General features: G+C 67.3%; 18 protein-coding genes, 1 tRNA gene and 1 other RNA gene. 9 read left to right on the forward strand and 11 right to left on the reverse strand.

Annotated elements, in window-relative coordinates; all coding sequences use genetic code 11:
- Nucleotides 1-5 precede the first annotated feature (5 nt).
- The 3 genes from C4N9_RS19960 to C4N9_RS19970 all read left to right on the forward strand — a co-directional run bounded on the left by C4N9_RS19960 (nucleotide 6) and on the right by C4N9_RS19970 (nucleotide 2,341).
- A complete protein-coding gene (locus C4N9_RS19960) occupies nucleotides 6-671 on the forward strand; it encodes an HAD family hydrolase (protein WP_109535103.1) in 666 nt (221 codons plus the stop codon).
- Complete coding sequence (locus C4N9_RS19965) at nucleotides 668-1,648, forward strand: methyltetrahydrofolate cobalamin methyltransferase (RefSeq protein ID WP_109535104.1); 981 nt, start codon at nucleotides 668-670, stop codon at nucleotides 1,646-1,648. Before C4N9_RS19960 ends, C4N9_RS19965 begins: the two co-directional genes overlap by 4 nt.
- 282 nt (nucleotides 1,649-1,930) lie before the next feature.
- Nucleotides 1,931-2,341: a universal stress protein gene (locus tag C4N9_RS19970; RefSeq protein WP_109535105.1), complete on the forward strand. Its 411-nt coding sequence runs from the start codon at nucleotides 1,931-1,933 to the stop codon at nucleotides 2,339-2,341.
- A 54-nt stretch (nucleotides 2,342-2,395) separates the two neighbouring features.
- Here C4N9_RS19970 and C4N9_RS19975 read toward each other — a convergent pair whose 3' ends face one another.
- The 3 genes from C4N9_RS19975 to C4N9_RS19985 form a co-directional block, all read right to left on the reverse strand.
- Entirely contained in the window at nucleotides 2,396-3,334 is a 939-nt protein-coding gene (locus C4N9_RS19975) for a homocysteine S-methyltransferase family protein (RefSeq protein WP_245902641.1), read from the reverse strand.
- Between the two features lie 183 nt (nucleotides 3,335-3,517).
- The gene (gene ade / locus C4N9_RS19980) at nucleotides 3,518-5,209 is read right to left on the reverse strand and encodes an adenine deaminase (protein ID WP_245902642.1); all 1,692 of its coding nucleotides are present in this window, start codon (nucleotides 5,207-5,209) and stop codon (nucleotides 3,518-3,520) included.
- Nucleotides 5,206-6,078, reverse strand: a complete 873-nt coding sequence (locus C4N9_RS19985; RefSeq protein WP_109535106.1) for an NAD(P)-dependent oxidoreductase — start codon at nucleotides 6,076-6,078, stop codon at nucleotides 5,206-5,208. The genes ade and C4N9_RS19985 overlap by 4 nt, the downstream gene beginning before the upstream one ends.
- Before the next feature lie 97 nt (nucleotides 6,079-6,175).
- Between C4N9_RS19985 and C4N9_RS19990 the strand changes: the two genes are divergently transcribed.
- From C4N9_RS19990 to C4N9_RS20000, 3 genes are all read left to right on the forward strand, one after another.
- Complete coding sequence (locus C4N9_RS19990) at nucleotides 6,176-8,665, forward strand: penicillin acylase family protein (protein ID WP_109535107.1); 2,490 nt, start codon at nucleotides 6,176-6,178, stop codon at nucleotides 8,663-8,665.
- Between the two features lie 76 nt (nucleotides 8,666-8,741).
- On the forward strand, nucleotides 8,742-9,614 hold the full coding sequence (locus C4N9_RS19995) for an ATPase (protein WP_109535108.1): 873 nt from the start codon (nucleotides 8,742-8,744) through the stop codon (nucleotides 9,612-9,614).
- 56 nt (nucleotides 9,615-9,670) lie between these two features.
- Nucleotides 9,671-10,609 (forward strand): homoserine O-succinyltransferase, encoded by a 939-nt coding sequence (locus tag C4N9_RS20000; protein WP_109535109.1) that lies wholly within the window; start codon nucleotides 9,671-9,673, stop codon nucleotides 10,607-10,609.
- A 95-nt stretch (nucleotides 10,610-10,704) separates the two neighbouring features.
- Here the strand turns inward: C4N9_RS20000 and C4N9_RS20005 are convergent, their stop codons facing one another.
- Nucleotides 10,705-11,970, reverse strand: coding sequence for an AMP-binding protein (locus C4N9_RS20005; protein ID WP_109535110.1), 1,266 nt, complete (start codon nucleotides 11,968-11,970; stop codon nucleotides 10,705-10,707).
- 284 nt (nucleotides 11,971-12,254) lie between these two features.
- On the opposite strand from C4N9_RS20005, the gene C4N9_RS20010 reads away from it, so the two are divergent.
- Nucleotides 12,255-13,133: a fumarylacetoacetate hydrolase family protein gene (locus tag C4N9_RS20010; protein ID WP_109535111.1), complete on the forward strand. Its 879-nt coding sequence runs from the start codon at nucleotides 12,255-12,257 to the stop codon at nucleotides 13,131-13,133.
- 37 nt (nucleotides 13,134-13,170) lie between these two features.
- Here C4N9_RS20010 and C4N9_RS20015 read toward each other — a convergent pair whose 3' ends face one another.
- The 5 genes from C4N9_RS20015 to C4N9_RS20035 all read right to left on the reverse strand — a co-directional run bounded on the left by C4N9_RS20015 (nucleotide 13,171) and on the right by C4N9_RS20035 (nucleotide 20,898).
- Complete coding sequence (locus C4N9_RS20015) at nucleotides 13,171-16,281, reverse strand: efflux RND transporter permease subunit (RefSeq protein WP_109535112.1); 3,111 nt, start codon at nucleotides 16,279-16,281, stop codon at nucleotides 13,171-13,173.
- 3 nt (nucleotides 16,282-16,284) lie between these two features.
- Nucleotides 16,285-17,400 carry an efflux RND transporter periplasmic adaptor subunit gene (locus C4N9_RS20020; RefSeq protein WP_245902643.1) on the reverse strand — a complete coding sequence of 372 codons (1,116 nt, stop codon included), beginning with the start codon at nucleotides 17,398-17,400 and terminating at the stop codon, nucleotides 16,285-16,287.
- A 303-nt stretch (nucleotides 17,401-17,703) separates the two neighbouring features.
- Nucleotides 17,704-18,828, reverse strand: coding sequence for a UDP-glucose 6-dehydrogenase family protein (locus C4N9_RS20025; RefSeq protein ID WP_109535114.1), 1,125 nt, complete (start codon nucleotides 18,826-18,828; stop codon nucleotides 17,704-17,706).
- 38 nt (nucleotides 18,829-18,866) lie between these two features.
- Nucleotides 18,867-20,030 (reverse strand): UDP-glucose 6-dehydrogenase family protein, encoded by a 1,164-nt coding sequence (locus tag C4N9_RS20030; RefSeq protein ID WP_109535115.1) that lies wholly within the window; start codon nucleotides 20,028-20,030, stop codon nucleotides 18,867-18,869.
- 253 nt (nucleotides 20,031-20,283) lie between these two features.
- A complete protein-coding gene (locus C4N9_RS20035; protein ID WP_109535116.1) occupies nucleotides 20,284-20,898 on the reverse strand; it encodes a TetR/AcrR family transcriptional regulator in 615 nt (204 codons plus the stop codon).
- A 186-nt stretch (nucleotides 20,899-21,084) separates the two neighbouring features.
- On the opposite strand from C4N9_RS20035, the gene ffs reads away from it, so the two are divergent.
- Nucleotides 21,085-21,182: signal recognition particle sRNA small type (ffs, locus tag C4N9_RS20040), an RNA gene on the forward strand.
- A gap of 12 nt (nucleotides 21,183-21,194) precedes the next feature.
- Here the strand turns inward: ffs and C4N9_RS20045 are convergent.
- Entirely contained in the window at nucleotides 21,195-21,431 is a 237-nt protein-coding gene (locus C4N9_RS20045) for a DUF6324 family protein (protein WP_109535117.1), read from the reverse strand.
- Between the two features lie 246 nt (nucleotides 21,432-21,677).
- Here C4N9_RS20045 and C4N9_RS20050 point away from each other — a divergent pair.
- Nucleotides 21,678-21,754, forward strand: a tRNA-His gene (locus tag C4N9_RS20050).
- Nucleotides 21,755-21,992: 238 nt separating this feature from the next.
- Here C4N9_RS20050 and C4N9_RS20055 read toward each other — a convergent pair.
- Nucleotides 21,993-22,330 (reverse strand): GcrA family cell cycle regulator (locus C4N9_RS20055; protein ID WP_281260150.1); only part of this gene is annotated, 338 nt, incomplete at its 5' end.

A 22,330-nucleotide genomic window follows, 5' to 3' on the forward strand; every position in this document is an offset into this window, starting at 1 on the left:
TGCCGATGCCCCGCAGCGCGCTGCTCTTCGATCTTGACGGCACGATGCTGCATACCGACCCCATCCATTTCACGATCTTCGTGGAATGGATGGCCGACCGTGGCATCGCCGTGGACGAAGCCTTTTACGCCACGCATGTGCATGGACGCGTGACCTCGGACGTTTTCGCCGAGTTCCTGCCGGACGAGCGCGATCCCCACGCGCTGGCCAATGCCAAGGAAGCCGAGTTCCGCCGCCGCCTGCCCCGCCCCTATCCGGCGATGGCGGGGCTGCACGCGCTTCTCGACCGCGCGCAGGCGGCGGGGCACCCGCTGGCGGTGGTGACCAATGCCAACCCGCTCAATGCCGAGGCCATGCTGGCCGCGATCGGCGAACGGGCGCGCTTCGACGTGGTGATCAGCGGCGAGGAATGCGCCGCCGGAAAGCCTCACCCCGCGCCTTATCTTGCCGCGATGGACAGGCTGGACGTCGCTCCGGCCGCCTGCATCGCCTTCGAAGACAGCCCCTCGGGCATCCGCTCGGCGCGCGATGCCGGGGCCTATGTCATCGGCATCCGGTCCTCGCTGGACCATGCCGCCCTCGCAGCCGCCGGCGCCCATGCCAGCATCGACGATTTCAACGATCCCGCGCTCGATGAGCACCTTGCGCGCCCTGAAGGAGTTTTCCCATGACCCGTACCGTCCTCGAATCCGCCACCAAGACGGTGGTGATCGGCTTTGACGAGCCGTTCTGCGTGATCGGCGAGCGCATCAACCCGACCGGGCGCAAGAAACTGGCGGCCGAGCTGGAAATGGGCGATTTCTCGACCGTCGAGAAGGACGCGCTGGAACAGGTCGTCTGCGGCGCGACCGTGCTCGACATCAATTCGGGCGCCGTGTTCTCGAACAAGATGGCCGAAGACCCGCGCTACGCCGACAACAACTTCGTCGAGCCGCCGCTCATGGAACAGCTGGTGAAGACCGTGCAGGCGATCACCGATGTGCCGCTCTGCATCGACAGCTCGGTCCCCGGCGCGCTGGAAGCGGGGCTTCAGGCCGCGAATGGCCGCCCGCTGCTGAACTCGGTCACCGGCGAGGAAGAGCGGCTGGAACTGGTCCTGCCGCTGGTCAAGAAATACAACGTTCCGGTCGTGGCGATCTCGAACGACGATACCGGCATCTCGCAGGACCCCGATGTCCGCTTCGCCGTGGCCAAGAAGATCGTCGAGCGCGCCGCCGATTTCGGCATCCCCGCCCATGACATCGTCGTCGACCCGCTGGTCATGCCGATCGGCGCCATGGCGACCGCCGGGCATCAGGTCTTCGCGCTGGTCCGGCGCCTGCGCGACGAGCTGGGCGTGAACACAACCTGCGGCGCCTCGAACATCTCGTTCGGCCTGCCCAACCGCCACGGCATCAACGGCGCCTTCCTGCCGATGTCGATCGGCGCGGGCATGACCTCGGCGATCATGAACCCGGTGCGCAGCCAGGAAATGGAGGCGATCCGCGCCGCCAACCTCTTGATGAACCACGACCCGAACGGCGGCGAGTGGATCCGGCTGGCCAAGGTGCTCGAAGCGATGAAGGACGGCGCCACCTTCGCCGAAGCCTCGACCGCGGCGAGCGCCAGCTCATCGGGCCGTCGCGGCGGCCGCCGGGGCCGCGGCTGATCCAGCCGTCTTCCGCTGACGATGACGGGCGCCCCCGGGGGCGCCCGTTTCCGTTCCGCCGGGGGCGCCTCTGCCCGCCACAGAGCCGCCTGGCGGGCAAGCCCGGCCAGAGCCGGAAACAGGGCTGCGTTTTGCCCGCATGGCGTTAGGATAGCGGGGCGGCGGGCCGGTTCGCGCCCTGGATGGCGCCGACCTGTTCAGCCGCGCGGCCTTGACGCAGATCAACGCAGGCCCCCGCGCCCCGGGCTAGAGTCTAGGCCGATGCGAACAGGAGGATACACCATGTACAAGCATATCATCGTCGCCGTCGATCTGAGCCATGGCGATGCCGGCAAGGCACTGATCCAGAAAGCTGTCCAGCTTCTGGACGAGGGCGGGACGATCCGCCTTTTGCATGTGCTCGAAGACGTGCCCAGCTACATCGCTGCCGAATTGCCGCGGGATCTGAACGACCGGCGCAAGGCCGAGGTCAAGGTCGAGCTGAACCTGCTGGCCGAGGGCGTCCCCGCGACGGTCGAGCCGGAAATTCGCACCGGCGCGGCGTCGGGGCAGATCCTGCAATGCGCGGAAGACACGAAAGCCGACCTGATCATGATCGCCTCGCACCACCCGAATCTGAGCGATTATTTCATCGGCTCGACCGCCGCGCGCGTCGTGCGCCACGCGCAATGCTCGGTGCTGATCTCGCGCTGAGCGACGCGCAGCGCGGAACAACGGGCGGGCCGGGGGAAACCCCGGCCCTTTTCGTCAGACGATGACAAAACCCGCCGCGCGCAGCCGCTCGGCCAGAACGGCGATATGCGCGGGCCCCGTCTCGCAGCAACCGCCGATGAGGGTGGCGCCCCGAGCGGCCCAGCCCAGCGCGAATTCGGCGTACCTTTCGGGCGTCATCTCGGGCCGGTTGACCAGCACGTCGGCGGTCGGGTTGGGCTTCAGGAAATCCGAGGTGATCTGCGTGAACCCGTTTCCCTGACCGCCGAAGGGTTTTCCGAACGACGCCAGAAGCGGCATTGCCTGGTCGATCGCCTCGGGCGCCGAGCAATTGACGAGAACCCCGTCCGCGCGCGCGGCAAGGGGGGCGAGATCGGCGAGCGTCTCGCCCGAACGCAGGCGCGTCCCGTCGCGGTCCTCGACCGTGACCGAGATCCAGCGCGACGTGCCCGGCGCACCCCGGTCGCAACCGTCAAGGAAGGCGGCCACGTTCGACAGCGTCGCCAGCGTCTCGCCCACCAGCACATCGACGCGCGGCGCGTGGATCGCGGCGATCTCGGCATAAAGCGCGACGCCCGTTTCATGCGGCGGCATCAGGTCGCTGCGGTAGCTCGCGCCCAAGGGCCCGGTCGAACCCAGAAGCAGCCCCCCGCCAGACGCCACCCGCGCCGCCTCGGCCTCGGCCAGCGCGGCGTCGTGAAGCTGGGCAAAACGGTGGTCCATCGCGTTGTTGACCAGCCGGTCGTGATGGATCGCATAGGTATTCGTCGTTGCCGCCGAGGCCCCGGCGGCGAAGTAATCGGCGTGGATGTCCTGCACGAGACCCGGGTGGTCGATCATAACCCGCGTGGCCCAGAGCGGCGACGGCCGGTCCCCGCCCCGGCGCAACAGCTCCTGCCCCATCCCGCCGTCCAGAAGGGTGATCGGGGGGGCTGCGCGCCCCCCCGAGCCCCCCGCGCCAAGAGGGGCGTACACGCCCCCCTTGGATCCCCCCGTGAGTATTTGAGACAGAGTGAATGCCATGGATCGCTCGAGCTCCTGCGGGGCGCGCAGCCCCTCTTTGTTCTTCATATATCCTCGGGGGCGAGCCGACAGGCTCGGCGGGGGCAGACAGCCCCCGGCGGCGCGAGGGGGCTCGATGCCCCCGAGCGCCGCCCCTTATCCAATGATTTCGAACCGGTCGACATCGACCAGCCCGAAATCGGTGATCTTGAGATGCGGGATCACCGGGAGGGCGACGAAGGCGAGTTGCAGGAAGGGTTCTTCCAGCGTCACGCCCAGCCCCTTCGCCGCATCGCGCAGCGCGATCAGCCGGTCGCGCACATGCTCGAACGGGTCGAGCGACATCAGCCCCGCCACCGGCAGCGCCAGTTCGGCGAGGACCTTTCCGCCCTCGACGACGACAAAGCCGCCCTCGATCTCGCCCAGCCGTTTCGCCGCCAGCGCCATGTCGGCATAGTCGACGCCGACCACGGCGATATTGTGGTGGTCGTGGCAGACGGTCGAGGCGATGGCGCCTTTCTTCAGCGTGAAGCCGCGCACGAAACCGTTGGCGATGTTGCCGTTCTTGCCATGGCGCTCGATCACCGTGATCCTCGCGAGGTCCTGATCCGGGTCGGGGCGCTTGTCGCCATCGGTGGCCGGGACCTGCACGACCGCATGTTCGGTCAGGATCTTGCCGGGCCAGATGCCGATCACCGGGGTTTCGGGGTTGTTGCCCGCGTAGCGGAAGCTCTCGGGCGTCAGCGGCGGGACATGGACCGAGCCGCGCGCGACGGGCGCGGTGATCTCGCGCGCGGCGAAGGCCTCGTCCGAGGCCAGAACGCCCGCACAGAACACCATGTCGGCGCGGCAGGTGGCGGGGTCGTCAAGCACCACGATATCCGCGCGTTTGCCCGGTGCGATCTGGCCACGATCCTTGAGGCCGAAAGCCTCGGCCGCCGACAGCGAGGCGGCGCGGTAGACGCTGAGCGGGTCGCGCCCCTTCTCGATCAGGCGGCGGATCATGTAGTCGAGATGCCCGTGTTCGGCGATGTCGAGGGGGTTGCGGTCATCGGTGCACAGGCACATGTAGGCCGAGGTCACGGGCGTCAGCACTTCGGCCAGCGCTTCAAGGTCCTTGGACACCGAGCCTTCGCGGATCAGCACCCGCATCCCCTTTTGCAGCTTCTCGGTCGCCTCGGCGGCCGAGGTGCTTTCATGCTCGGTGCGGATGCCAGCCGAGATATAGGCGTTCAGATCGCGCCCCGACAGAAGCGGCGCATGGCCGTCGATATGGCGGCCCTCGAAGGCCTTCAGCTTCTCCATGCAGCCCGGGTCGCGGAAGATCACGCCGGGGTAATTCATGAACTCGGCCAGCCCGATGACGCGCGGGTGGTCCGCAAGCGGCGCCAGATCGGCGGCGCCGAGCGCGGCGCCCGCCGTCTCCATATGCGTCGACGGTACGCAGGAGGACAGGTTCACGCGGATGTCCATCACCGTGCGCTCTGACGCATCGAGGAAATAGCGGATGCCGGTCAGACCGCAGACATTGGCGATTTCATGCGGGTCGCAGATCGCCGTCGTCACGCCACGCGGCAGCACGCAGCGGTCGAATTCATAGGGCGTGATGCAGGAGCTTTCGATATGCAGATGCGTGTCGATGAAGCCCGGCACCAGCGTCTTGCCGGTCACGTCGATCTGGCGCTTGCCGACATAATCAGCGCCGATGCCGACGATCACGCCACCGCAGATCGCCACGTCGCCGGGGATCAGCGCGCCCGTCACCATGTCCCAGACCTGACCGCCCTTGAGCACCAGATCGGCGGCTTCGTCGCCCTTGCCCTGCGCGATGCGCGTCTCGAGCGTCACGACAGCCTCCGCAGCCGTTCGATCAGCGACGAGGTATCCCAGCGTCCGCCGCCCATGTTCTGCACGTCCTTGTAGAACTGGTCGATCAGAGCGGTGACGGGCAGCGACGCGCCGATCTCGTCGCCGGTTTTCAGGCAGATCGCCAGATCCTTGCGCATCCAGTCGACGGCGAAGCCGTGCTCGAAATGCCCGTCCAGCATGGTCTGGTGCCGGTTGACCATCTGCCACGATCCAGCCGCGCCACCCGAGATCACCTCGACCACGGCCTTGCCGTCCATGCCGGCTTTCTCACCGAAGGCCAGCGCCTCGGACAGGCCCTGCACGAGACCCGCGATGCAGATCTGGTTCATCATCTTGGCGATCTGGCCCTGCCCCGACTCGCCGATGCGTTTCACGATGCGGCCATAGGCCTGCATCACAGGCTCGGCGGCGTCGTAATCGGCCTGGCTGCCGCCGCACATGATGCTGAGGACGCCGTTTTCCGCGCCCGCCTGTCCGCCCGAGACCGGCGCATCGACGAAACCCAGCCCCAGCGCCGAGGCTTCACCGGCGAGCGCGGTGGTGATGCCCGAGGACACGGTGGTGTGATCGACGAAGATCGCGCCCTTCCTCATGCCCGCGAAGGCCCCGTCCTTGCCCCGGCAGACCGAGGCCAGGTCGTCGTCGTTGCCGACGCAGGCCATGACGAAATCCTGCCCTTCGGCGGCCTCGCGCGGGGTCGGCGCGGCCTTGCCACCCTGCTCATCGGCCCATTTCTCGGCCTTCGTGGCGGTGCGGTTATAGACCGTGACCGCGTGGCCGGCCTTGGCCAGATGTCCGGCCATGGGATACCCCATGACCCCCAAGCCCAGAAATGCAACCTTGGCCATGTGCCCCCCTCATGAAGATGGTTTGAATTGCGCTTGCGCGTCCGAGGTCATAGGAAACGAGACTGGTTCCGAGGTCAACACGACGAGGCCGCACTTCATGCTCACCCTGTTCCGCTGGCTGTTGCGCATCGCGACTGCGCTGGTCGTGCTGACGGTCGTGATCGTCGTTGGCGTGTATTACTTCCTGTCGCGTTCGGTCCCCGATTACGACACGACATGGCGGTTGCGCGGCGTCTCGGAAACGGTCGAGATCGCCCGCAACACCTGGGCGGTGCCACATATCTTTGCCCAGAACGACGCCGATGCCTTTTACGCGCTGGGTTTTGCCCATGCGCAGGACCGGCTTTGGCAGATGACGGTGCTGCGGCGCACGGCGCAGGGGCGTCTGAGCGAGCTGTTCGGCGACCGCACGATCCGCACCGACGAACTGATGCGGCGGCTGGACCTCTATACGCTGGCGCAGGAATCGGTGGCCGCGCAGGACGACGATACGGCGATGGCGCTCGACGCCTATGCGCGGGGCGTGAATGCGTGGATCAACCTGGTCAACGACCGCGCGCTGGGGCGCGGGGCGCCCGAATACTTCCTGTTTCCCGGCGAGATCGGCCTGTGGCAGCCGGCGGATTCGGTGGCGATCCTGAAGCTGATGGCGGTGCAATTGTCCGGCCATATCGAAAGCGAGGTACGCCATGCGCGGCTGTCGGCGCTGATCGGCGAGGAACGCACGCGCGACCTGATGCACGAGGATGACAGCGCGGGCGTGGCGGCGATGCCGGATTTCGCCAGCCTGTTTCCGACGCTCGATCCCACGCAGCTGGCCATGGCGCCCTCGGTCCCCGGCGAGGCGCCGGGCGAGGCGCTGTCGCCCTTCCGCTCGTGGGATTTCGCGGGCGCGTCGAATGCCTGGGCGGCCGGGCGGCTGCGCTCGGCCAATGGCGGCACGCTGCTGGCCAACGACCCGCATCTGCCGTTTGCCGCGCCCTCGATCTGGTATCTCGCGCGGCTCGAGCTCAGCACCGGCGGCGTCACCGGCGGCACGATCCCCGGCATTCCCGCGATCATCGCCGGGCGATCCTCGAATATCGCGTGGGGTCTGACCACGGCCTATCTGGACGATCAGGACCTGTTTCTCGAGGAACTGAACCCCGACAATCCCGAGGAATATCGCGGCCCCGACGGCTGGGAGAGCTTCGAGACCCGCCGCTCGATCATCTACGTGGCCGATCAGGACCCGGTGACGATCACGCTGCGCTGGTCGGCGAACGGACCGATCCTGCCGGGGAGGCATTACTCACTGGCCTCGGTCACGCCGCCGGGCCATGTGGCGGCGCTGTCCTGGACCGCGCTTACCGGCGACGACACGACGATGAGCGCCGCCATCGGCATGATGCGCGCGCAATCCGTGGACGCGGCGATCGCGGCGGGCGAATCCTATGTCGCGCCGGCGCAGAACCTGATGGTGATCGACGGCGAGCATATCGCGCTGCAGATGATCGGCCGGATGCCGCGCCGTTCCGAGGATCACCCGACGCGCGGCCAGATGCCTGCGCCGGGCTCGGACCCAAATGCGCGCTGGGACGGGTATTTCCCCTATTCCGCCAATCCACGCTTCGTCGATCCCGAAACCGGGCTGATCGGCAACACCAATAACAAGCCGCTGGACCGGCCCTTCCCGCTGCATGTCAGCTATGACTGGGGCGACACGGTGCGCATCCAGCGCTGGATCCGGCTGATGCGCCAGCGCACGGTCCATACGCGCGAAAGCTTCATCGAGGCGCAGCTCGACACCGTCAGCCAGGCCGCGCGCACGCTTCTGCCGCTGGTCGGCGCCGAGCTGTGGTTCCAGGGCGACCCCGCGCCCGAGGGCACGCCCGAAGCGCAGCGTCAGCTTGCGCTGCAGCTTCTGGCCGACTGGAACGGCGAGATGTCCGAGCATCTGCCCGAACCGCTGATCTATGCCGCGTGGATGCGCGAATTGCAGTTCCGGCTGATCCGTGACGAGCTGGGCCCGACGGCGGACATGTTCGAGCATATGGAGCCCGCCTTCATCAGCCGCGTCTTCCGCAATGAAAACGGTGCGGGCATCTGGTGCGACGTGGTGCAGTCGGCGGTCGAGGAAAGCTGCGTCGACATCGCCCGCACCGCGCTGGATGCCGCGCTGCTGGAGCTGAGCGGACAATACGGCCCGGCCATCGAAAGCTGGCGCTGGGGCGATGCGCATCAGGCGACGCATGACCACCCGGTGCTGGGCGAGGTTCCTATCCTGCGGCTCTTCGTGAATATCCGCCAGTCGACCTCGGGCGGGGACAACACGCTGATGCGGGGTCTGACGCGGGGCGGGCCGCCGGGGGCGCCCGATCCGTTCCTCAACGTGCATGGCGCGGGCTATCGCGGCGTCTACGACATGGCCGATCCCGAGGCGAGCGTGTTCATCATCTCGACCGGCGAGTCGGGCCATCCGCTGAGCCGTCATTACGACGATCTGGGCGTGTTGTGGCGGCGCGGCGAGTATATCCCGATGACGCTGGACCCCGATCTGGCGCGCGCGGGCGGCGTGGGGACCACCCGGCTTGAACCGGCGCCCTGAACCGGCGGCTTGAACCCGCTCGTTGCGCGTTGCATATATCCACAGGCAAGGATGGCCAGAGCCCGCAGGCAACCCGATGATCTACGAGACAAAAGCCGAATGGAACGACGCCGCGCATAAGCGCGTGGTGCTGTTCGGCATGTCGGGGCTGGGCAAGACGCGGATCTCGTCGATCCTGCGCGATGGCGGCTGGTTCCATTACTCGGTCGATTACCGCATCGGCACCCGCTACATGGGCGAGGCCATCGCCGACAATTTCAAGCGCGAGGCGATGAAGGTGCCGCTTCTGCGCGAGTTGCTGCTCACCGATTCCGTGCGCATCGCCTCGAACATCACCTTCGACAATCTGGCGCCGCTCAGCACCTATCTGGGCAAGCCGGGGGACCCCGCGCAGGGTGGCCTGCCCTTCGACGAATATCGCCGCCGGCAGGCCCAGCACCGCGAGGCCGAGATCGCGGCGCTGATCGACACCCCGCATTTCGTCGACCGGGCGCTGGATCTTTATGGCTATCGGAATTTCGTCTGCGATTCCGGCGGTTCGATCTGTGAGGTGGTGAACCCCGAAAGCCGCGCCGACCCGGTGCTGAGCGTGCTGTCGCGCCACCTGCTGCTGGTCTGGATCGAGGGCTCCGAGGCCCATACCGCCGATCTGATCCGCCGCTTCGACCGGGCGCCGAAGCCGATGTATTACCGGCCCGAATTCCTGCTCGAAGCCTGGAACGCCTATCTGTCAGAAAGCGGACGAATGCCCGGGGCGGTTGACCCGGACGCCTTCGTCCGCTGGACCTATGCCCGCGCGCTGGCCCATCGCCAGCCCCGATACGCGGCCATGGCAGCGAACTGGGGGCTCAAGGTCGCCGCCGACGACGTGGCCCGCGTCCAGACGCCCGAGGATTTCGGCGCGCTGATCGGCGAGGCCCTGGACAAGCGCGCCTCCCGGGCGGCCTGAGACACGGAGCGATCCGCCGGGCCGCCGATACAGTACAGATAGACGGATAGCCTCCGATGCCCATCACCCTGCCCGCCACCCTGCCCGCCTATGACGTCCTCTCGAACGAGGGCGTCATGGTCATGTCGGACACCCGCGCCGCACGTCAGGACATTCGCCAGCTCAAGATCGGGCTGCTGAACCTGATGCCCAAGAAGATCCAGACCGAGAACCAGTTCGCCCGGCTGATCGGCGCGACGCCGCTGCAGATCGACTTCCGGCTGATCCGCATGTCCGAACACCAGACCCGCAACACCGCCGCCGAGCATATGGAGGCGTTCTATCATTCGTTCCAGGAGGTCCGGCACGAGAAATTCGACGGGCTCATCATCACCGGCGCGCCGATCGAGCATCTGCCGTTCCACGAGGTCACCTATTGGGACGAGCTGTGCGAGGTCTTCGAATGGACCCAGACCAACGTGCATTCCACCTTCGGCGTCTGCTGGGGCGGGATGGCGATGATCAACTATTTCCACGGCGTGAAGAAACACCTGCTCGACCGGAAGCTGTTCGGCTGCTACCGCCACGCCAATCTGGCCCATACCTCGCCCTATCTGCGCGGGTTCTCGGATGATCTGGTGATGCCGGTCAGCCGCTGGACCGAGATGAAACGCGACGAGATCGAGGCCGCGGGCCTGAAGGTCCTGCTCAATTCCGACGAGGTGGGGCCGGCTTTCGTCGACGATCCCGATCACCGCGCGCTCTATATCTTCAATCATCTGGAATACGACCGCGGCACCCTGAACGAGGAATACCAGCGGGACCTTCTCGCCAGTCAGGTGGCGGGCGCGCAGATCCAGATCCCGGTGAATTACTTCCCCGACGACGACCCGTCCAAGACGCCGCTGAACCGCTGGCGCAGCCATGCGCATCTGCTCTACGGCAACTGGATCAACGAAATCTACCAGACGACGCCCTTCGATCTGGATCGGATCGGACTGCCGGACACGGAGTGATCCGCCGGCGCCTGACCGCGCCGGAGGCCGGAGCGACCGCGCTCCGGCCTTTTTCGTGGTCCGCCGCCGGCACGCGCGGGTCCATGCTTGCCACTTCAGGCCCGCGGCTCCAGCCGTCCGGTCACATGCAGCCGTCCGTCCCCTGCCAGCAGACCCAGATCGCCGGTGCGGAAATAGCGCAGCCCGCCGATCTGTCGGAAGCGCAGCGTATTGGCGCGCGGATCGTTCCAATAGCGCGCCATGACCTGCGGCCCCCGGATCAGGATCTCGCCCGCCCGACCCTGTGCCGCACGGCGACGGGTCTGCGGATCGACGATGAGGATCTGCGTGTTCTGGCAGGGGATCCCTGCCCCGGCCAGCGCGGGATTGTCATCGAGTTCGGCCGCGACCAGCCCCATGGTCTCGGCCTGGCCGTAGCTGCGCAGACCGGCGCGGCCGTCGAAGGTCCAGACCCGGCGAAGGTTGCCTGTGTCCCCCGTCTGATCCAGAAGCGCCGCATTCGTCGCCGCGCAGCCCGTCAGGATCGTCACGTCGTCAAGCGCCTTGCACCCCTCCCGCTTGCTGTTCCCCTTGGGCTTCAACAGCCCCGTCGCGCCCGCGACGACCGGCAGGATCGCCCCAGCAAGCAACCCCTCGGGGCGCGAAAGCGGCAGGGCGCTCAGGCACAGGTCGCGATCCCCGGCGCCCAGCCAGTGGCGCAGGCAGGCGGCCGCGTGCAGCGCCGAGCGGTGGGTATGCAGGCAGGCCATGGCGGGGCCGGACTGCTCCGGGCCGTAGAGCAGAAGGCAGGGATCCTCGGGCCGCGTTTCGACCGGCTCGGGGTCGATGGCGGCGTTCAGCATCTCGCCCCAGCCGGTCAGGGCAGCGGAGGGCGCGCGCGCGTCCTGCGAGGGCGCCCCGGACCGGGGCGCGAGGATCACCCGGTCGAGGCGCAGGTCATCCGCAAGCGGGAGCAGGTCCGCGGCCTGCTCGGCCGCGGCGAGGATGACCCGCAGCCCGGTCTGCTCGATCCGCTCTGCAATTGTCGTGGCGGGTGCCGTGGGGTCGAACGGCACGGCGATGGCCCCGGCGCGCAGGATGCCGAAGAACGCCGCGATGAAGTCGGGGCCGTCCGGCAGCAACAGGCCCACCCGGTCCCCTTGCGCGATCCGGCCGCGTTGCTGCAGGAAACCCGCGATGAATCCGGCCTTCCGGTCAAGCTGCGCGAAAGTCATCGCGCGGCTCTGGCACAGGAAAGCGGCCTTGTCGGGATGGCGCGCGGCGGCATCTTGCAAGACCTGGTCCAGACCTGCCGTGATCGGCGCGATGTCGATCGGGATATGGGCGGGCCAGATCGCCTGAAGCCGGGTGCTCGCTTTCATGATCGTGCAACGTCCTCACTTGTTAATGCAACCGGAAGAGCGCCCCGGGCACCGCGACAGCCGGCGCCAGCTTTCATGCCAGCCTGCACCTCAGCCGTTCGGGCACGGGCTGTTTCCCCTGCCTCGCCCAACAACCTCTGATAGAAAACCTATCCTGTGACAAAACCGGAGCAATCGCAAGACGTGACATCGGGTCTTGACGCCGGCCCGGCTTTCAGCGCCCTTTCAGACCCTATCCGCGCCGGTACGCTTCGTCGGGCGGGACAGACTGGAAAGGACATACCATGCGGCTCATCCGTTTTTGCAAAGGCGATGCCCCGGCCCGGCTGGGCCTTCTGATCGGCGAGCGCGCCGTTGCGCTGTCCGAACTGATCGCCGACGCCCCGACCGGGACCCGCGACGCCATTGCCCGCTGGTCCGACCTGGCGCCGCAACTGACCCCGCTTCTGTCGGCGGCCGGGGCCGAGGGCAAGGGCGAGCCTCTGGCGCAGGTGCGGCTGCTCTGCCCGCTTGATGCGACCGAGAAGATGATGGCGATCGGCCTGAACTATGCCGATCACATCGAGGAAATGCGCGGCTCGGGCCTGACCACGCCCAGCGAACAGATCTGGTTTTCCAAACAGGTCAACTGCCTGTCGGGCCCCTTCGACCCGATCGAGCATCCCCGCGCCAGCGAGGCGGTGGATTACGAGGTCGAACTGGTCGCGATCATCGGCAAGGGCGGACGCCATATCAGCGCCGCCGACGCGCCCGCGCATATCTTCGGCTATTGCGTGGGCAACGATGTCAGCGCCCGCGACTGGCAGATGAAAACGCCGCAATGGGTGCTGGGCAAGTCCTTTGACACGCATGGCCCCATCGGCCCCGCCATCGTCACGGCGGACGAGGTTGGCGATCCGCACGCGCTGGATATCCGGAGCTATGTGAACGGCGAGTTGCGGCAGAACTCGAATACCCGGCATCTGGTCTTCGATATCTGGGCCCAGATCGAGGAATTGTCGAAGGTCATGACGCTCAAACCCGGCGACGTGATCTTCACCGGCACGCCCGGTGGCGTGGGCGCGGCTTTCAAGCCGCCGCGCTACCTGAAACCGGGCGACGTGGTGCGTTGCGAGATCGGAAATCTGGGCGCCATCGAGAACACGGTTCTGGCCGAAAGCTGAAAGGCCCGCCGGCGCGGCGGGCCCTGGCGATCGCGTGTCAGCGGGCCTCGGATTTCGGGGCCCGCCCGAACAGCCGCAGGATCAGCACATACAGCGCCGGCACCATGAAGATGCCAAGGAAGGTCGAGGCGATCATGCCGCCGATCACCCCGGTACCGATGGCATTCTGCGACGCCGCCCCTGCCCCGCTGGCCGTGGCAAGCGGCAGAACCCCCAGGATGAAGGTCAGCGCGGTCATCAGGATCGGCCGCAGGCGAAGCCGCGCGGCTTCGATCGCGGCCTGCACCAGCGTTCGTCCCTGTCGCCTGAGATCCTCGGCGAATTCGACGATAAGGATGGCGTTTCGCGCGGCCAGACCGATGGTCGTCAACATCCCCACCTTGAAATAGACGTCGTTCGATTGCCCGAACAGCCACGCCGCCAGAAGCGCCCCCAGCACCCCCACCGGCACCGCCAGCATGACCGAGAACGGGATCGTCCAGCTTTCATAAAGCGCCGCCAGCGCAAGGAAGATCACCAGCGCCGAGATCGCGTACAGAAGCGGTGCCTGCGCGCCCGATTGCTGCTCCTGGTAGCTGATCCCGGTCCAGGCGACGGCATAGCCGCCGCCGATCTCTTCGGCGAGCTCCGCCATCGCCTCCATCGCCACGCCCGAGCTGACACCGGCGCCGGGCGAGCCCGCGATCTCGACCGCCGCGTTGCCGCCATAGCGCCGCAGCGAGGGCGCGACGGGTTCCCAGCTTGTGTCCATGAAGGCCGAGAACGGCACCGGCTCGCCCGCGTCATTGACCGCGTACCAGGCCAGCAGATCCTCGGGTTGCATCCGGTATTCGGCATCCGCCTGCACGATGACCGGGCGCAGCGCCGTGCCCAGCACGAAATCGTTGACCTCGCGGCCCGAGAAGATGATCGACAGCATTTGATTCACGCCCTGCAGCGAGACGCCGAAGCTTTCGGCCTTTTCCTGATCGATATCGATGCGCAGCGCGACATCCTCGCCGATGCCGCGCGCGTTCACGTTGGTCAGCCGCGCATCCTGCCCCGCCAGGGTCTCGAGCCGGCTGGCCGCGTCCAGAAGCGCCTCGGTCCCGTTGCCGGCCTGATCCACCAGATACATCGAGAACCCGCCGGTATTGCCCAGCCCCATGATCGCGGGCGGTTGCAGGACCATGATCCGCCCCGAACGGTTCGAGGAAAACGCCCGGTTGGCGCGCATCGCCACGGCGCTGGCAGCCAGATCGGGGCGGCCTGCGCGTTCGTCGAAATCCTTGAGCCGGATGAACAGCATGGCGCTGTTCTGTCCGCCGCCGCCGAACCCCCAGCCCAAAGCCGCGAAGGTCGAGGCGACGGCCTCGGATTCCTCGGTCAGAAGAAACGCCTCGACCCGTTCGACCACGGACAGCGTCTGCTGCGCCGTCGCCCCCTCGTCGAGCGAGATGATGGTCATCAGGACGCCCTGATCTTCGGCCGGGATGAAGGACGAGGTGAGCCGCTCATTGACCCACCACGCGCCGCCCAGAACGCCCGCCAGCACCAGCACCATGAGCGCCGGCACCTTCATCGATGCGCGCACGCCCGCCGCATAGCCCGCGACAGCGCCCGCCATGCCCCGGTTGAACCAGCGCGCGGGCGCGATGCCGCCGCCTTCGGGCTTGGGCCGCAACAGCCGTGCCGACATCGGTGGCGAGATGACGATGGCCACGAACAGCGACAGCGTCATCGCCGCCACCATGGTGACCGAGAATTGCCGGTAGATCACCCCTGTCGAGCCGCCGAAGAACGCCATGGGCAGGAAGACGGCGGCCAGCACCACGTTGATGCCCACCAGCGCCGAGGTGATCTGCCCCATGCTCTTGCGCGTGGCGTCCAGCGCCGAAAGACCCTCGTCCTCCATCAGGCGCTCGACATTCTCGACCACGACGATGGCGTCGTCGACCAGGAGGCCCACCGCCAGGACCAGCGCGAACATGGTCAGGGTGTTGATCGTGAACCCCGTGGCATAAAGCACGCCGAAGGTCCCCAGCAGCACGACCGGCACCGCGACCAGCGGCACCAGCGTCGCGCGCCAGCTTTGCAGGAAGACCACCAGCACAAGGAAGACCAGGACGATGGCCTCGATCAGCGTGCGATAGACCTGCTCGATGGACAATTCGACAAAGGGCGAGGTGTCATGCGCGATCTCGAAGGCGACGCCTTCGGGCAGCGCCGCCTGCAGCCCGTCCAGCGCGACCCGCACGGCGGCCGCGGTGTCGACCGCATTCGCGCCGGTTTCCATGTTCACCCCGAAACCCGCCGCCGGCATGCCGCTGAAGCGCGCGCCGCCGCCATAGCTTTCCTGCCCGATCTCGACGCGCGCCACGTCGCGCAGGCGCACCGAGCCGCCCTCTTCGTCGGTGCGCAGAAGGATGCGCTCGAATTGCTCGACGGTGTTGAGCTGGCTCTGGGCGGTGATCGTCGCGGTGAATTGCTGGCCCTGCACGGTCGGCTGCTCGCCCAGCGACCCCACCGAAACGGTGGTGTTCTGCGCCTCGACCGCGGCGACCACATGCGTGGGCGTCAGCCCGTAGCGCGCCAAGGACAGCGGGTCCAGCCAGATGCGCATCGCGTAGCCCGCGCTGAAGCTGCTGATCCCGCCGACGCCGTCGACGCGCTGGATCGGCCCTTCGACCACGTTGGTGATCAGATCGCCCAGTTCCAGCGTCGATAGCCGGTTGGAATTGTCGACCAGCGCCACCACCATCAGGATCGACGAGGACGAGCGCGACACGCGCACGCCTTGGCTGCGCACGACACTGGGAAGCTGGTTCTCGACCTGCTGGACATTGGATTGCACGTCGTTCTGCGCATCGACCGGATCGATGCTGTCATCGAAGACCAGCTCGATCGAGGCCGAGCCCTGCGACGAGCGCGCGGTCATGTAGAGCAACCCGTCGAGCCCGGTCATCGCGTCTTCCAGAACGCGCGTGACCGAGTTCTCGACCGCCTCGGCGGTAGCGCCGCCATAGCTGGCCGAAACCCGCACCGTGGTCGGCGCGATATCGGGATATTGCGACACCGGCAGCGATGTCGCCGCCCAGAGCCCGCCCAGCATGACCAGAAGCGCAAGAACCGACGCAAAGACCGGCCGCGCGATAAAGAAACGCCCCATGGATCAGTTCCCCGCCGGTGCGCCGGGGGCCGTGAAGGCCTGCGAGCTGCCGTCGGCGGGCGTGACGACGCCCTGATCCGAGATCACCACCGCGACCGGTGCCACCTCGGCACCGTCCTGCAGGTTGGTCAGCCCGTCGACGACAAGCTGTTCGCCCGGTTCGACGCCGTCAGTGACGATCCAGCCATTGCCATAGGTTCCCTGACTGGTCAGGACCCGCTGCTGCGCCACGCCGTCGGCCACCACATAGGCCGTCAGCGCCCCCGAGGACGACCGCGCGGTCGCCATCTGCGGCACGAGGATTGCCGTGGTCGTCCCTACGGTCAGCTCGGCGCGCAGGAATTGCCCCGGCAAGATCAGCCGGTCGGGATTGTCGAAGCGGATACGAAAGCGCGTGGTCCCCGTCGTGGTCGACACCGCGATACCGGGCGAGACCAGCTCGCCCCGGCCCGGATAGATCGCCCCGGTTTCCAGCCTGAGCGCGATGTCGAGCGAATCGCCCATCTGCAGCGCACCGGCATTCATCCGCGCGCGCATCTCGCCGATGCGGCGGCTCGATTCCTCGATATCCACGTAGATCGGGTCGATCCGTGTCACCGTGGTCAGCGCCGTGGTCTGGTTTTCCGTCACCAGCGCACCGACCGACACGCTGGCCACCGCCGCGCGCCCGGAGATCGGGCTGGTGATCTCGGTCCGTTCCAGATTGAGCCGGGCGATCTGCAGATCGGCGCGCGCGGCGCTCAGATCGGCGGCGGCCTGCATCGCGGCCACCTGCGCGGTTTCCAGCGCACCGGTGCTGATGCCGGTTCCCTCAAGCGCCTCGTAGCGCCGCACGGTCGCATCCGCCGCCCCCTGCGAGGCCTCGGCCAGCGCGACGCGTGCTTCGGCCGTGGCCAGCTCGGCCTCGTAGGTTTCGGCCTCGATGCGGAACAGCAGATCGCCCCGCTCCAGCGCGCGGCCCGGCTGGTAGGCGATCTCGGAAATCACGCCGCTCACGCGCGGGCGGATATCGACCGTTTCATAGGCGACAGCGCGGCCCGGAACCGTCACCGTTACCGGGATGTCCTGCTGTTCCGCCGCCACCACACCGACCGCAATCGGCCCCATGGGCCCGGGCATCTGCGCTTGGGCCGCAACCGGAGCCAGGGACGCCAGGACAGAGGTGGCAAGGAAAGCAGGACGCAGGAAACGGGAAACGGACACGCACAACGGGCGGGTCAGGCGCATGAATACACTCCAGCAGATCGGGCCGCGCGGGCGGGGTCAGGTCTTACACGGATGGCGTCTGGCTCTCCGTCGAAAAAATATCTGCCTTCCGCTACCTGCCTTTGCGCGGAATGGCAAAGCGGGCGCGCGGCCAGACAGAGAAACGCGGCCGCCCGGAACAGGGGGCCGCGTCAGGGTGCACCGATAGGTCACGAATTAGGCGGCAAACAGATCGCGGCAGAACACTTTCTCGCGAATATCGGCCAGCGCCGGGCTCATGCGCTGGGCGATGACCAGATCGCAATCGGCCTTGAACCGCACGAAATCCTCGTCCTCGCCGGCGCCGGTATAGTGCGTGACGGTGATCCCCGCCCCGCGCAGCCGCGCTTCGAGCCCGCCCAGCGCGTCACCGTCGCTTCCCGCGCCACCGGGCCGGAAGATCCCCAGCCGCTCGGCGCCGCGATCCAGAACCGCGCGGGTCAGCAGGTCCAGCCGCGCCTCGTTCGCCCGGGCGAGGCTGGGCAGGATGCGCGCGGGCAAGGCGGCGAAGTCTTCGGACAGATGCGCGGTGCTGCGGGCCAGACGCTGGCCGCCGAAACCGAAGCAGGGGTTGTTCGCCCGCTCGCCGATGCGCGGATCCAGGCACAGCCCTTCGATCACCTTGCGGGCATCGACGCCATGGGTCATCGCGTAGCTGTCGAGATCGTTGAAATAGGCGACCCGCGTGGCGAGATAGGCCTGCGAGAAATGCTTGACCGCCTCGGCCTCGGCGGTGCCGATCCGGCGCACCGGGATGCGCGGGTTCAGCGCGGCGTTCAGGAAGACTTCGGCCACTTTCTCGCCCAGCGACCCGCGATCGCCAATCACGATCTGCGCAGGCGACAGCGCGTCCTGCAGCGACTGCCCCTCGCGCATGAATTCCGGCGCATAAAGGATCGAGCGGCTTTTCAGGCGGCTGCGCAGAGCCTCGGTATAGCCGATGGGGACGGCCGAACGGATGACGATGGGCACGCCGGGGCAGCGTTCATGCGCCATCTCGATGCGCGAATCCAGCTCGGCGGTGCGATAGCCGTGACGCTCGGGATCCTTGGGCAGCGGGGTCGAGATCAGCACCATGCCCGCCCCTTTCAGGGCCTCGTCGAAATCCAGCGTCGCGCGCAGGGACAGCGCGTTCTGCGCGACGTAATCGGCGACCGTCGGATCGCTGATCGGCAGCGCGCCCGCGTTGATCGCATCCACCCGGTCGGGCAAGGGCCCGGTCAGCACCACCTCGTGCTGGCGCGCCAGAACCAGCGCATCGCTGATCGCCACGACGCCCAATCCGATAACCGCAATCCGCATCCTCGTACTCCTCACTTCATCGACATCGCGATGCCCGGTCAGCCGCGGCTGAACCGGTCACGGGTGAAAACCTTGGGGCCAAGCCCGGCCAGATCCGGGGTCATGGCATTGGCCACGATCAGGTCGCAGCCGGCGGCAAAGCGCCCGAAATCCGTTTCGATCCGGTAGCCGCAGGCCTCGGTCGCGGTGGAGCCCGGCTCGTAGACCACCAGGTCGATCCCGCAGGAGGCCAGCCGCACGAGAATCTCGCGCAGCGCGGTTTCCGGGTTCTCGTCGCCCCCGCGCCCGGCAATCGGGCGGTGAATGCCCACGCAGCGCGGGCGGCGCGACAGGATCGCCTGCGTCAGGGCCTCCTTGCGGGCCTCGTCGCCCTCGACGATGGCGCGCATCATGTGCTGGGGCACGTCGCCGAAGGTTTCGAGCATCTCGTGCGAGACCCGCGCGGGAAAGGGACCACCGAACCCGAAACCGGGATTGTCGTCATGGCGCCCGACCAGAGGGTCGCCGCCCAGTGTCTCGATCACCTCGCGCGCGTTCAGATCGGCGGCCAGCGCGATCGTGTCCAGTTCGTTGAAGAACGACATCCGCAAGGCAAGATACGAGGCGGTGAAGATCTTGATCGCCTCGGCCTCGGTCGCATCGGTCAAACGCGTGGCGATTTCCCGGGTGAGCGCGGCGCCGCGAAACAGGTCGGCCAGCGTCGCGCCACGCGCGCTGACTTCGCCCACGATGAGGCGCGCGGGATAGAGATTGTCATAAAGTGCCCGCCCCTCGCGGTGGAAATCGGGCACCACGACGATCCGCCTGCAGCCGGTCTTTTCGATCAGCGCGGCGGTGAAGCCCACGGGTACGGTGGCGCGGATCACCATCAGCGCATGGGGATTGATCGCGCGCACCCTCTCGACCAGAGCCTCGATCGGGGCGGTGTCGAAACGCTCGGTCTCGGCTTCGGCGGGCGGCGGGGCGATGATCACGACCTCGGCGCCCGAAAACGCCTCGGTGTCGTGCAGCGTGGCCCGCAGGTTCAGCATCCCGCTTGCCAGATACTCGGCGCATTCGGGGTCGTCTATCGGCGTACGCCCGCGATTGACCAGCGCCACCCGCCCGGGCCGCGGATCCACTGCGATCACCTCGTGCAGGCGCGCCAGCAGGATCGCATTGGCAAGACCGACGGCCCCCAGTCCGGCGACGGCGATTTTCATGGCTTGCTCCCTGCGGTCCTGGCTACGCGGCGGACGGCGTTTCAAAGCCGCCCTCAATACTCGGATTAAGTATTAACCTACGCGGGAAACGGGCCAAATTGGGGCAAACAGGCGACAAAAGCGCGAGCCGGGCAACCGGAAGATGCGGAAATCGCTTGAGAATTGCCGGGGCACTTCCAGACGCCACCCCCGTTACCGCTATCGTCCAGCCTCCAGCCGCCAAGGATCGCGCGAAAGGCGAATCGCGCGCGGCTCAATCGCCCGAGATCAGCCCGAGCCCGCGCAAATAGATGCCGATCCCCGCCTCGAGCAGTTCCTCGGGCGTGAAGGGAGACCGCGTGCCCGGCTTGCCGCGCGTGTAAAGCTCGACGATGCCGTGGCTCATCGCGCTGATATGGGCCGAGAACATCGCCGCGGGCGGGCGCCTGTCGGCGGGGATGCGTTGCGAGAGGGCGTCGGCGGCGGTCGACAGGACCGCATTCGCGCGGGTCGAAGCCTGCGCCAGCGCCGGTGTCTGGCGCGGCGAGATGCCGGATTCGAACATCGCCATGTAATGGCCGGGATACTTGCGGGCAAAGGCCAGATAGGCCCGGCCAACCGCCTCGAACGCGGCCAGGGGCGAAGGCTGGCCACCATTATAGGCGAATTCCAGCACATCGGCGAAAACGTCGTAACCCTGCGCCGCGACCTCGGCGATCAGATCCTCGCGCCCGGCGAAATGGCGATAGGGCGCGGCGGCGGACACGCTGGCGCTTTTCGCGGCCTCGGCCATGGTGAAACCGGTCGGTCCCTTTTCGGCGATCAGGTCAAGCGCGGCCTCGACCAGCGCCTGCCGCAGGTTTCCGTGATGATAGCCGCGTTTGCTCATGGTCTCTTACATAGCGCGGGACGCGCCCGGTTCAGCGAACCCGGCGAGGAACCGGGCCCCGCAGTATCGCGGCTTCGCGCGGAAGTGACAACATGCCCGCATACTGGCGCCGCAAGGGAAGGCCCGGCATCTACGCCGGTGTGATCGACCCTTGCAAAGCGCGGGCGTCTTTCATACATACCCCGTCGAGAGATCGGCGCGGGCAGGCATTTCGCCAACCCGGTCAGGTCCGGAAGGAAGCAGCCGCAACGAATTCCGCTTGGGTCGTGTCCGGTCTCTCACCTTGGCAAAGCGCCTCAGCGCTTGCCCTTCCCCTTCCCCGGTTTCGCCCCGCCCTTGGCTCCGCCGTCGCGCATACCCGCGGCCGCTTCGGCGGCAAGACGCAGTTCCTCGGCGATTTCCAGCGCCTCCTCGGGATCGAAATCCAGCGGCAGTTCGATTCCGTCGCCCTCGACATAGATCCGCACCATGCCCACCGAGGTCGGCCCGATCTGCAGATTGGCGGCGATATCGCTTTCCTTGTTGATGCTCATGTCCGGCCCCTTGCTGTGTTCGCGGCGTGCCTAGCCTGCCCAGTGCCCCCGCGCAAGCGCGCTCGGCAGAGCCCCGGGCAGCGGGCTCGCCGACAGCATAGCCGGAAAAGCGCGCCCGGCGACGGCAATCTGCACCGCCGGATGCGGTCCCGGCACAGTCCCGGCCCAAGCCCGGACACCCGAGTGCGAACTCTGGTGTTTTGCCCTCTTGCAATCGCCGTTTGGGGAAGCTAAACGGCCCGCAGTGCCGCCTTAGCTCAGTTGGTTAGAGCGCTAGATTGTGGATCTAGAGGTCCCCCGTTCGAGCCGGGGAGGCGGTACCATCCAAAGAAAGACCCGGAGCCGATCGCGAGCCGATCCTCCGGGTCTTTTGTTTTTTTCCGCAAGCCCAAGGTCCTGCGCGGCGTTCTTCGTACAGGGACTGAAGATCAACCGCCCGGCGATCCGTGCCCGTGTTCGGGGGCGTGTCCGGGGGCGCGTCCGGGGGCGCGGCACGAAAAAGGGGCGCTGTCTGCGCCCCTGACTTCTCGTTGCCTTCGTCTTGTCGCTGTCTCCAGCGCCTCAGCGCCGGCGGTCGCGGCGCGCCTGCATCGGCTGGAACGCGACCGAGACATGCGCCTCGCAATAGGGTTTCCCGGCCACCGAGGGCAGACCGCAGAACCAGAACTCCTCGGTCGCGGGGTCGCCGATGGGCCATTTGCAGGTCCGCTCGGTCAGTTCCATCAGGTTGAGCTTGCGCGCGCCCTTCTCGACCTCGCGCACGGTGGCGAGCGCTTCGGGCGAAATCTCGTTGGCCGAGGGCTGCGGCGGCAGCGGCTGACCGGCGGGCACGATGGGACGGCGGCCCGGCACCGGCGCGGCGGGCACGGCCGCCGGCGCGGCGGCGGGCGCCGCGCTGG

Source organism: Pararhodobacter marinus, assembly GCF_003122215.1.
GTDB lineage: Bacteria > Pseudomonadota > Alphaproteobacteria > Rhodobacterales > Rhodobacteraceae > Pararhodobacter > Pararhodobacter marinus.

What these genes read in the sequence shown, in the direction of transcription:
- C4N9_RS19960 (WP_109535103.1), top strand. Translation starts at nt 6, where the DNA reads ATGCCCCGCAGCGCGCTGCTCTTCGATCTTGACGGCACGATGCTGCAT.
- C4N9_RS19965 (WP_109535104.1), top strand. Translation starts at nt 668, where the DNA reads ATGACCCGTACCGTCCTCGAATCCGCCACCAAGACGGTGGTGATCGGC.
- C4N9_RS19970 (WP_109535105.1), top strand. Translation starts at nt 1,931, where the DNA reads ATGTACAAGCATATCATCGTCGCCGTCGATCTGAGCCATGGCGATGCC.
- C4N9_RS19985 (WP_109535106.1), bottom strand. Translation starts at nt 6,078, where the DNA reads ATGGCCAAGGTTGCATTTCTGGGCTTGGGGGTCATGGGGTATCCCATG.
- C4N9_RS19990 (WP_109535107.1), top strand. Translation starts at nt 6,176, where the DNA reads ATGCTCACCCTGTTCCGCTGGCTGTTGCGCATCGCGACTGCGCTGGTC.
- C4N9_RS19995 (WP_109535108.1), top strand. Translation starts at nt 8,742, where the DNA reads ATGATCTACGAGACAAAAGCCGAATGGAACGACGCCGCGCATAAGCGC.
- C4N9_RS20000 (WP_109535109.1), top strand. Translation starts at nt 9,671, where the DNA reads ATGCCCATCACCCTGCCCGCCACCCTGCCCGCCTATGACGTCCTCTCG.
- C4N9_RS20005 (WP_109535110.1), bottom strand. Translation starts at nt 11,970, where the DNA reads ATGAAAGCGAGCACCCGGCTTCAGGCGATCTGGCCCGCCCATATCCCG.
- C4N9_RS20010 (WP_109535111.1), top strand. Translation starts at nt 12,255, where the DNA reads ATGCGGCTCATCCGTTTTTGCAAAGGCGATGCCCCGGCCCGGCTGGGC.
- C4N9_RS20015 (WP_109535112.1), bottom strand. Translation starts at nt 16,281, where the DNA reads ATGGGGCGTTTCTTTATCGCGCGGCCGGTCTTTGCGTCGGTTCTTGCG.
- C4N9_RS20020 (WP_245902643.1), bottom strand. Translation starts at nt 17,400, where the DNA reads ATGCCCGGGCCCATGGGGCCGATTGCGGTCGGTGTGGTGGCGGCGGAA.
- C4N9_RS20025 (WP_109535114.1), bottom strand. Translation starts at nt 18,828, where the DNA reads ATGCGGATTGCGGTTATCGGATTGGGCGTCGTGGCGATCAGCGATGCG.
- C4N9_RS20030 (WP_109535115.1), bottom strand. Translation starts at nt 20,030, where the DNA reads ATGAAAATCGCCGTCGCCGGACTGGGGGCCGTCGGTCTTGCCAATGCG.
- C4N9_RS20035 (WP_109535116.1), bottom strand. Translation starts at nt 20,898, where the DNA reads ATGAGCAAACGCGGCTATCATCACGGAAACCTGCGGCAGGCGCTGGTC.
- C4N9_RS20045 (WP_109535117.1), bottom strand. Translation starts at nt 21,431, where the DNA reads ATGAGCATCAACAAGGAAAGCGATATCGCCGCCAATCTGCAGATCGGG.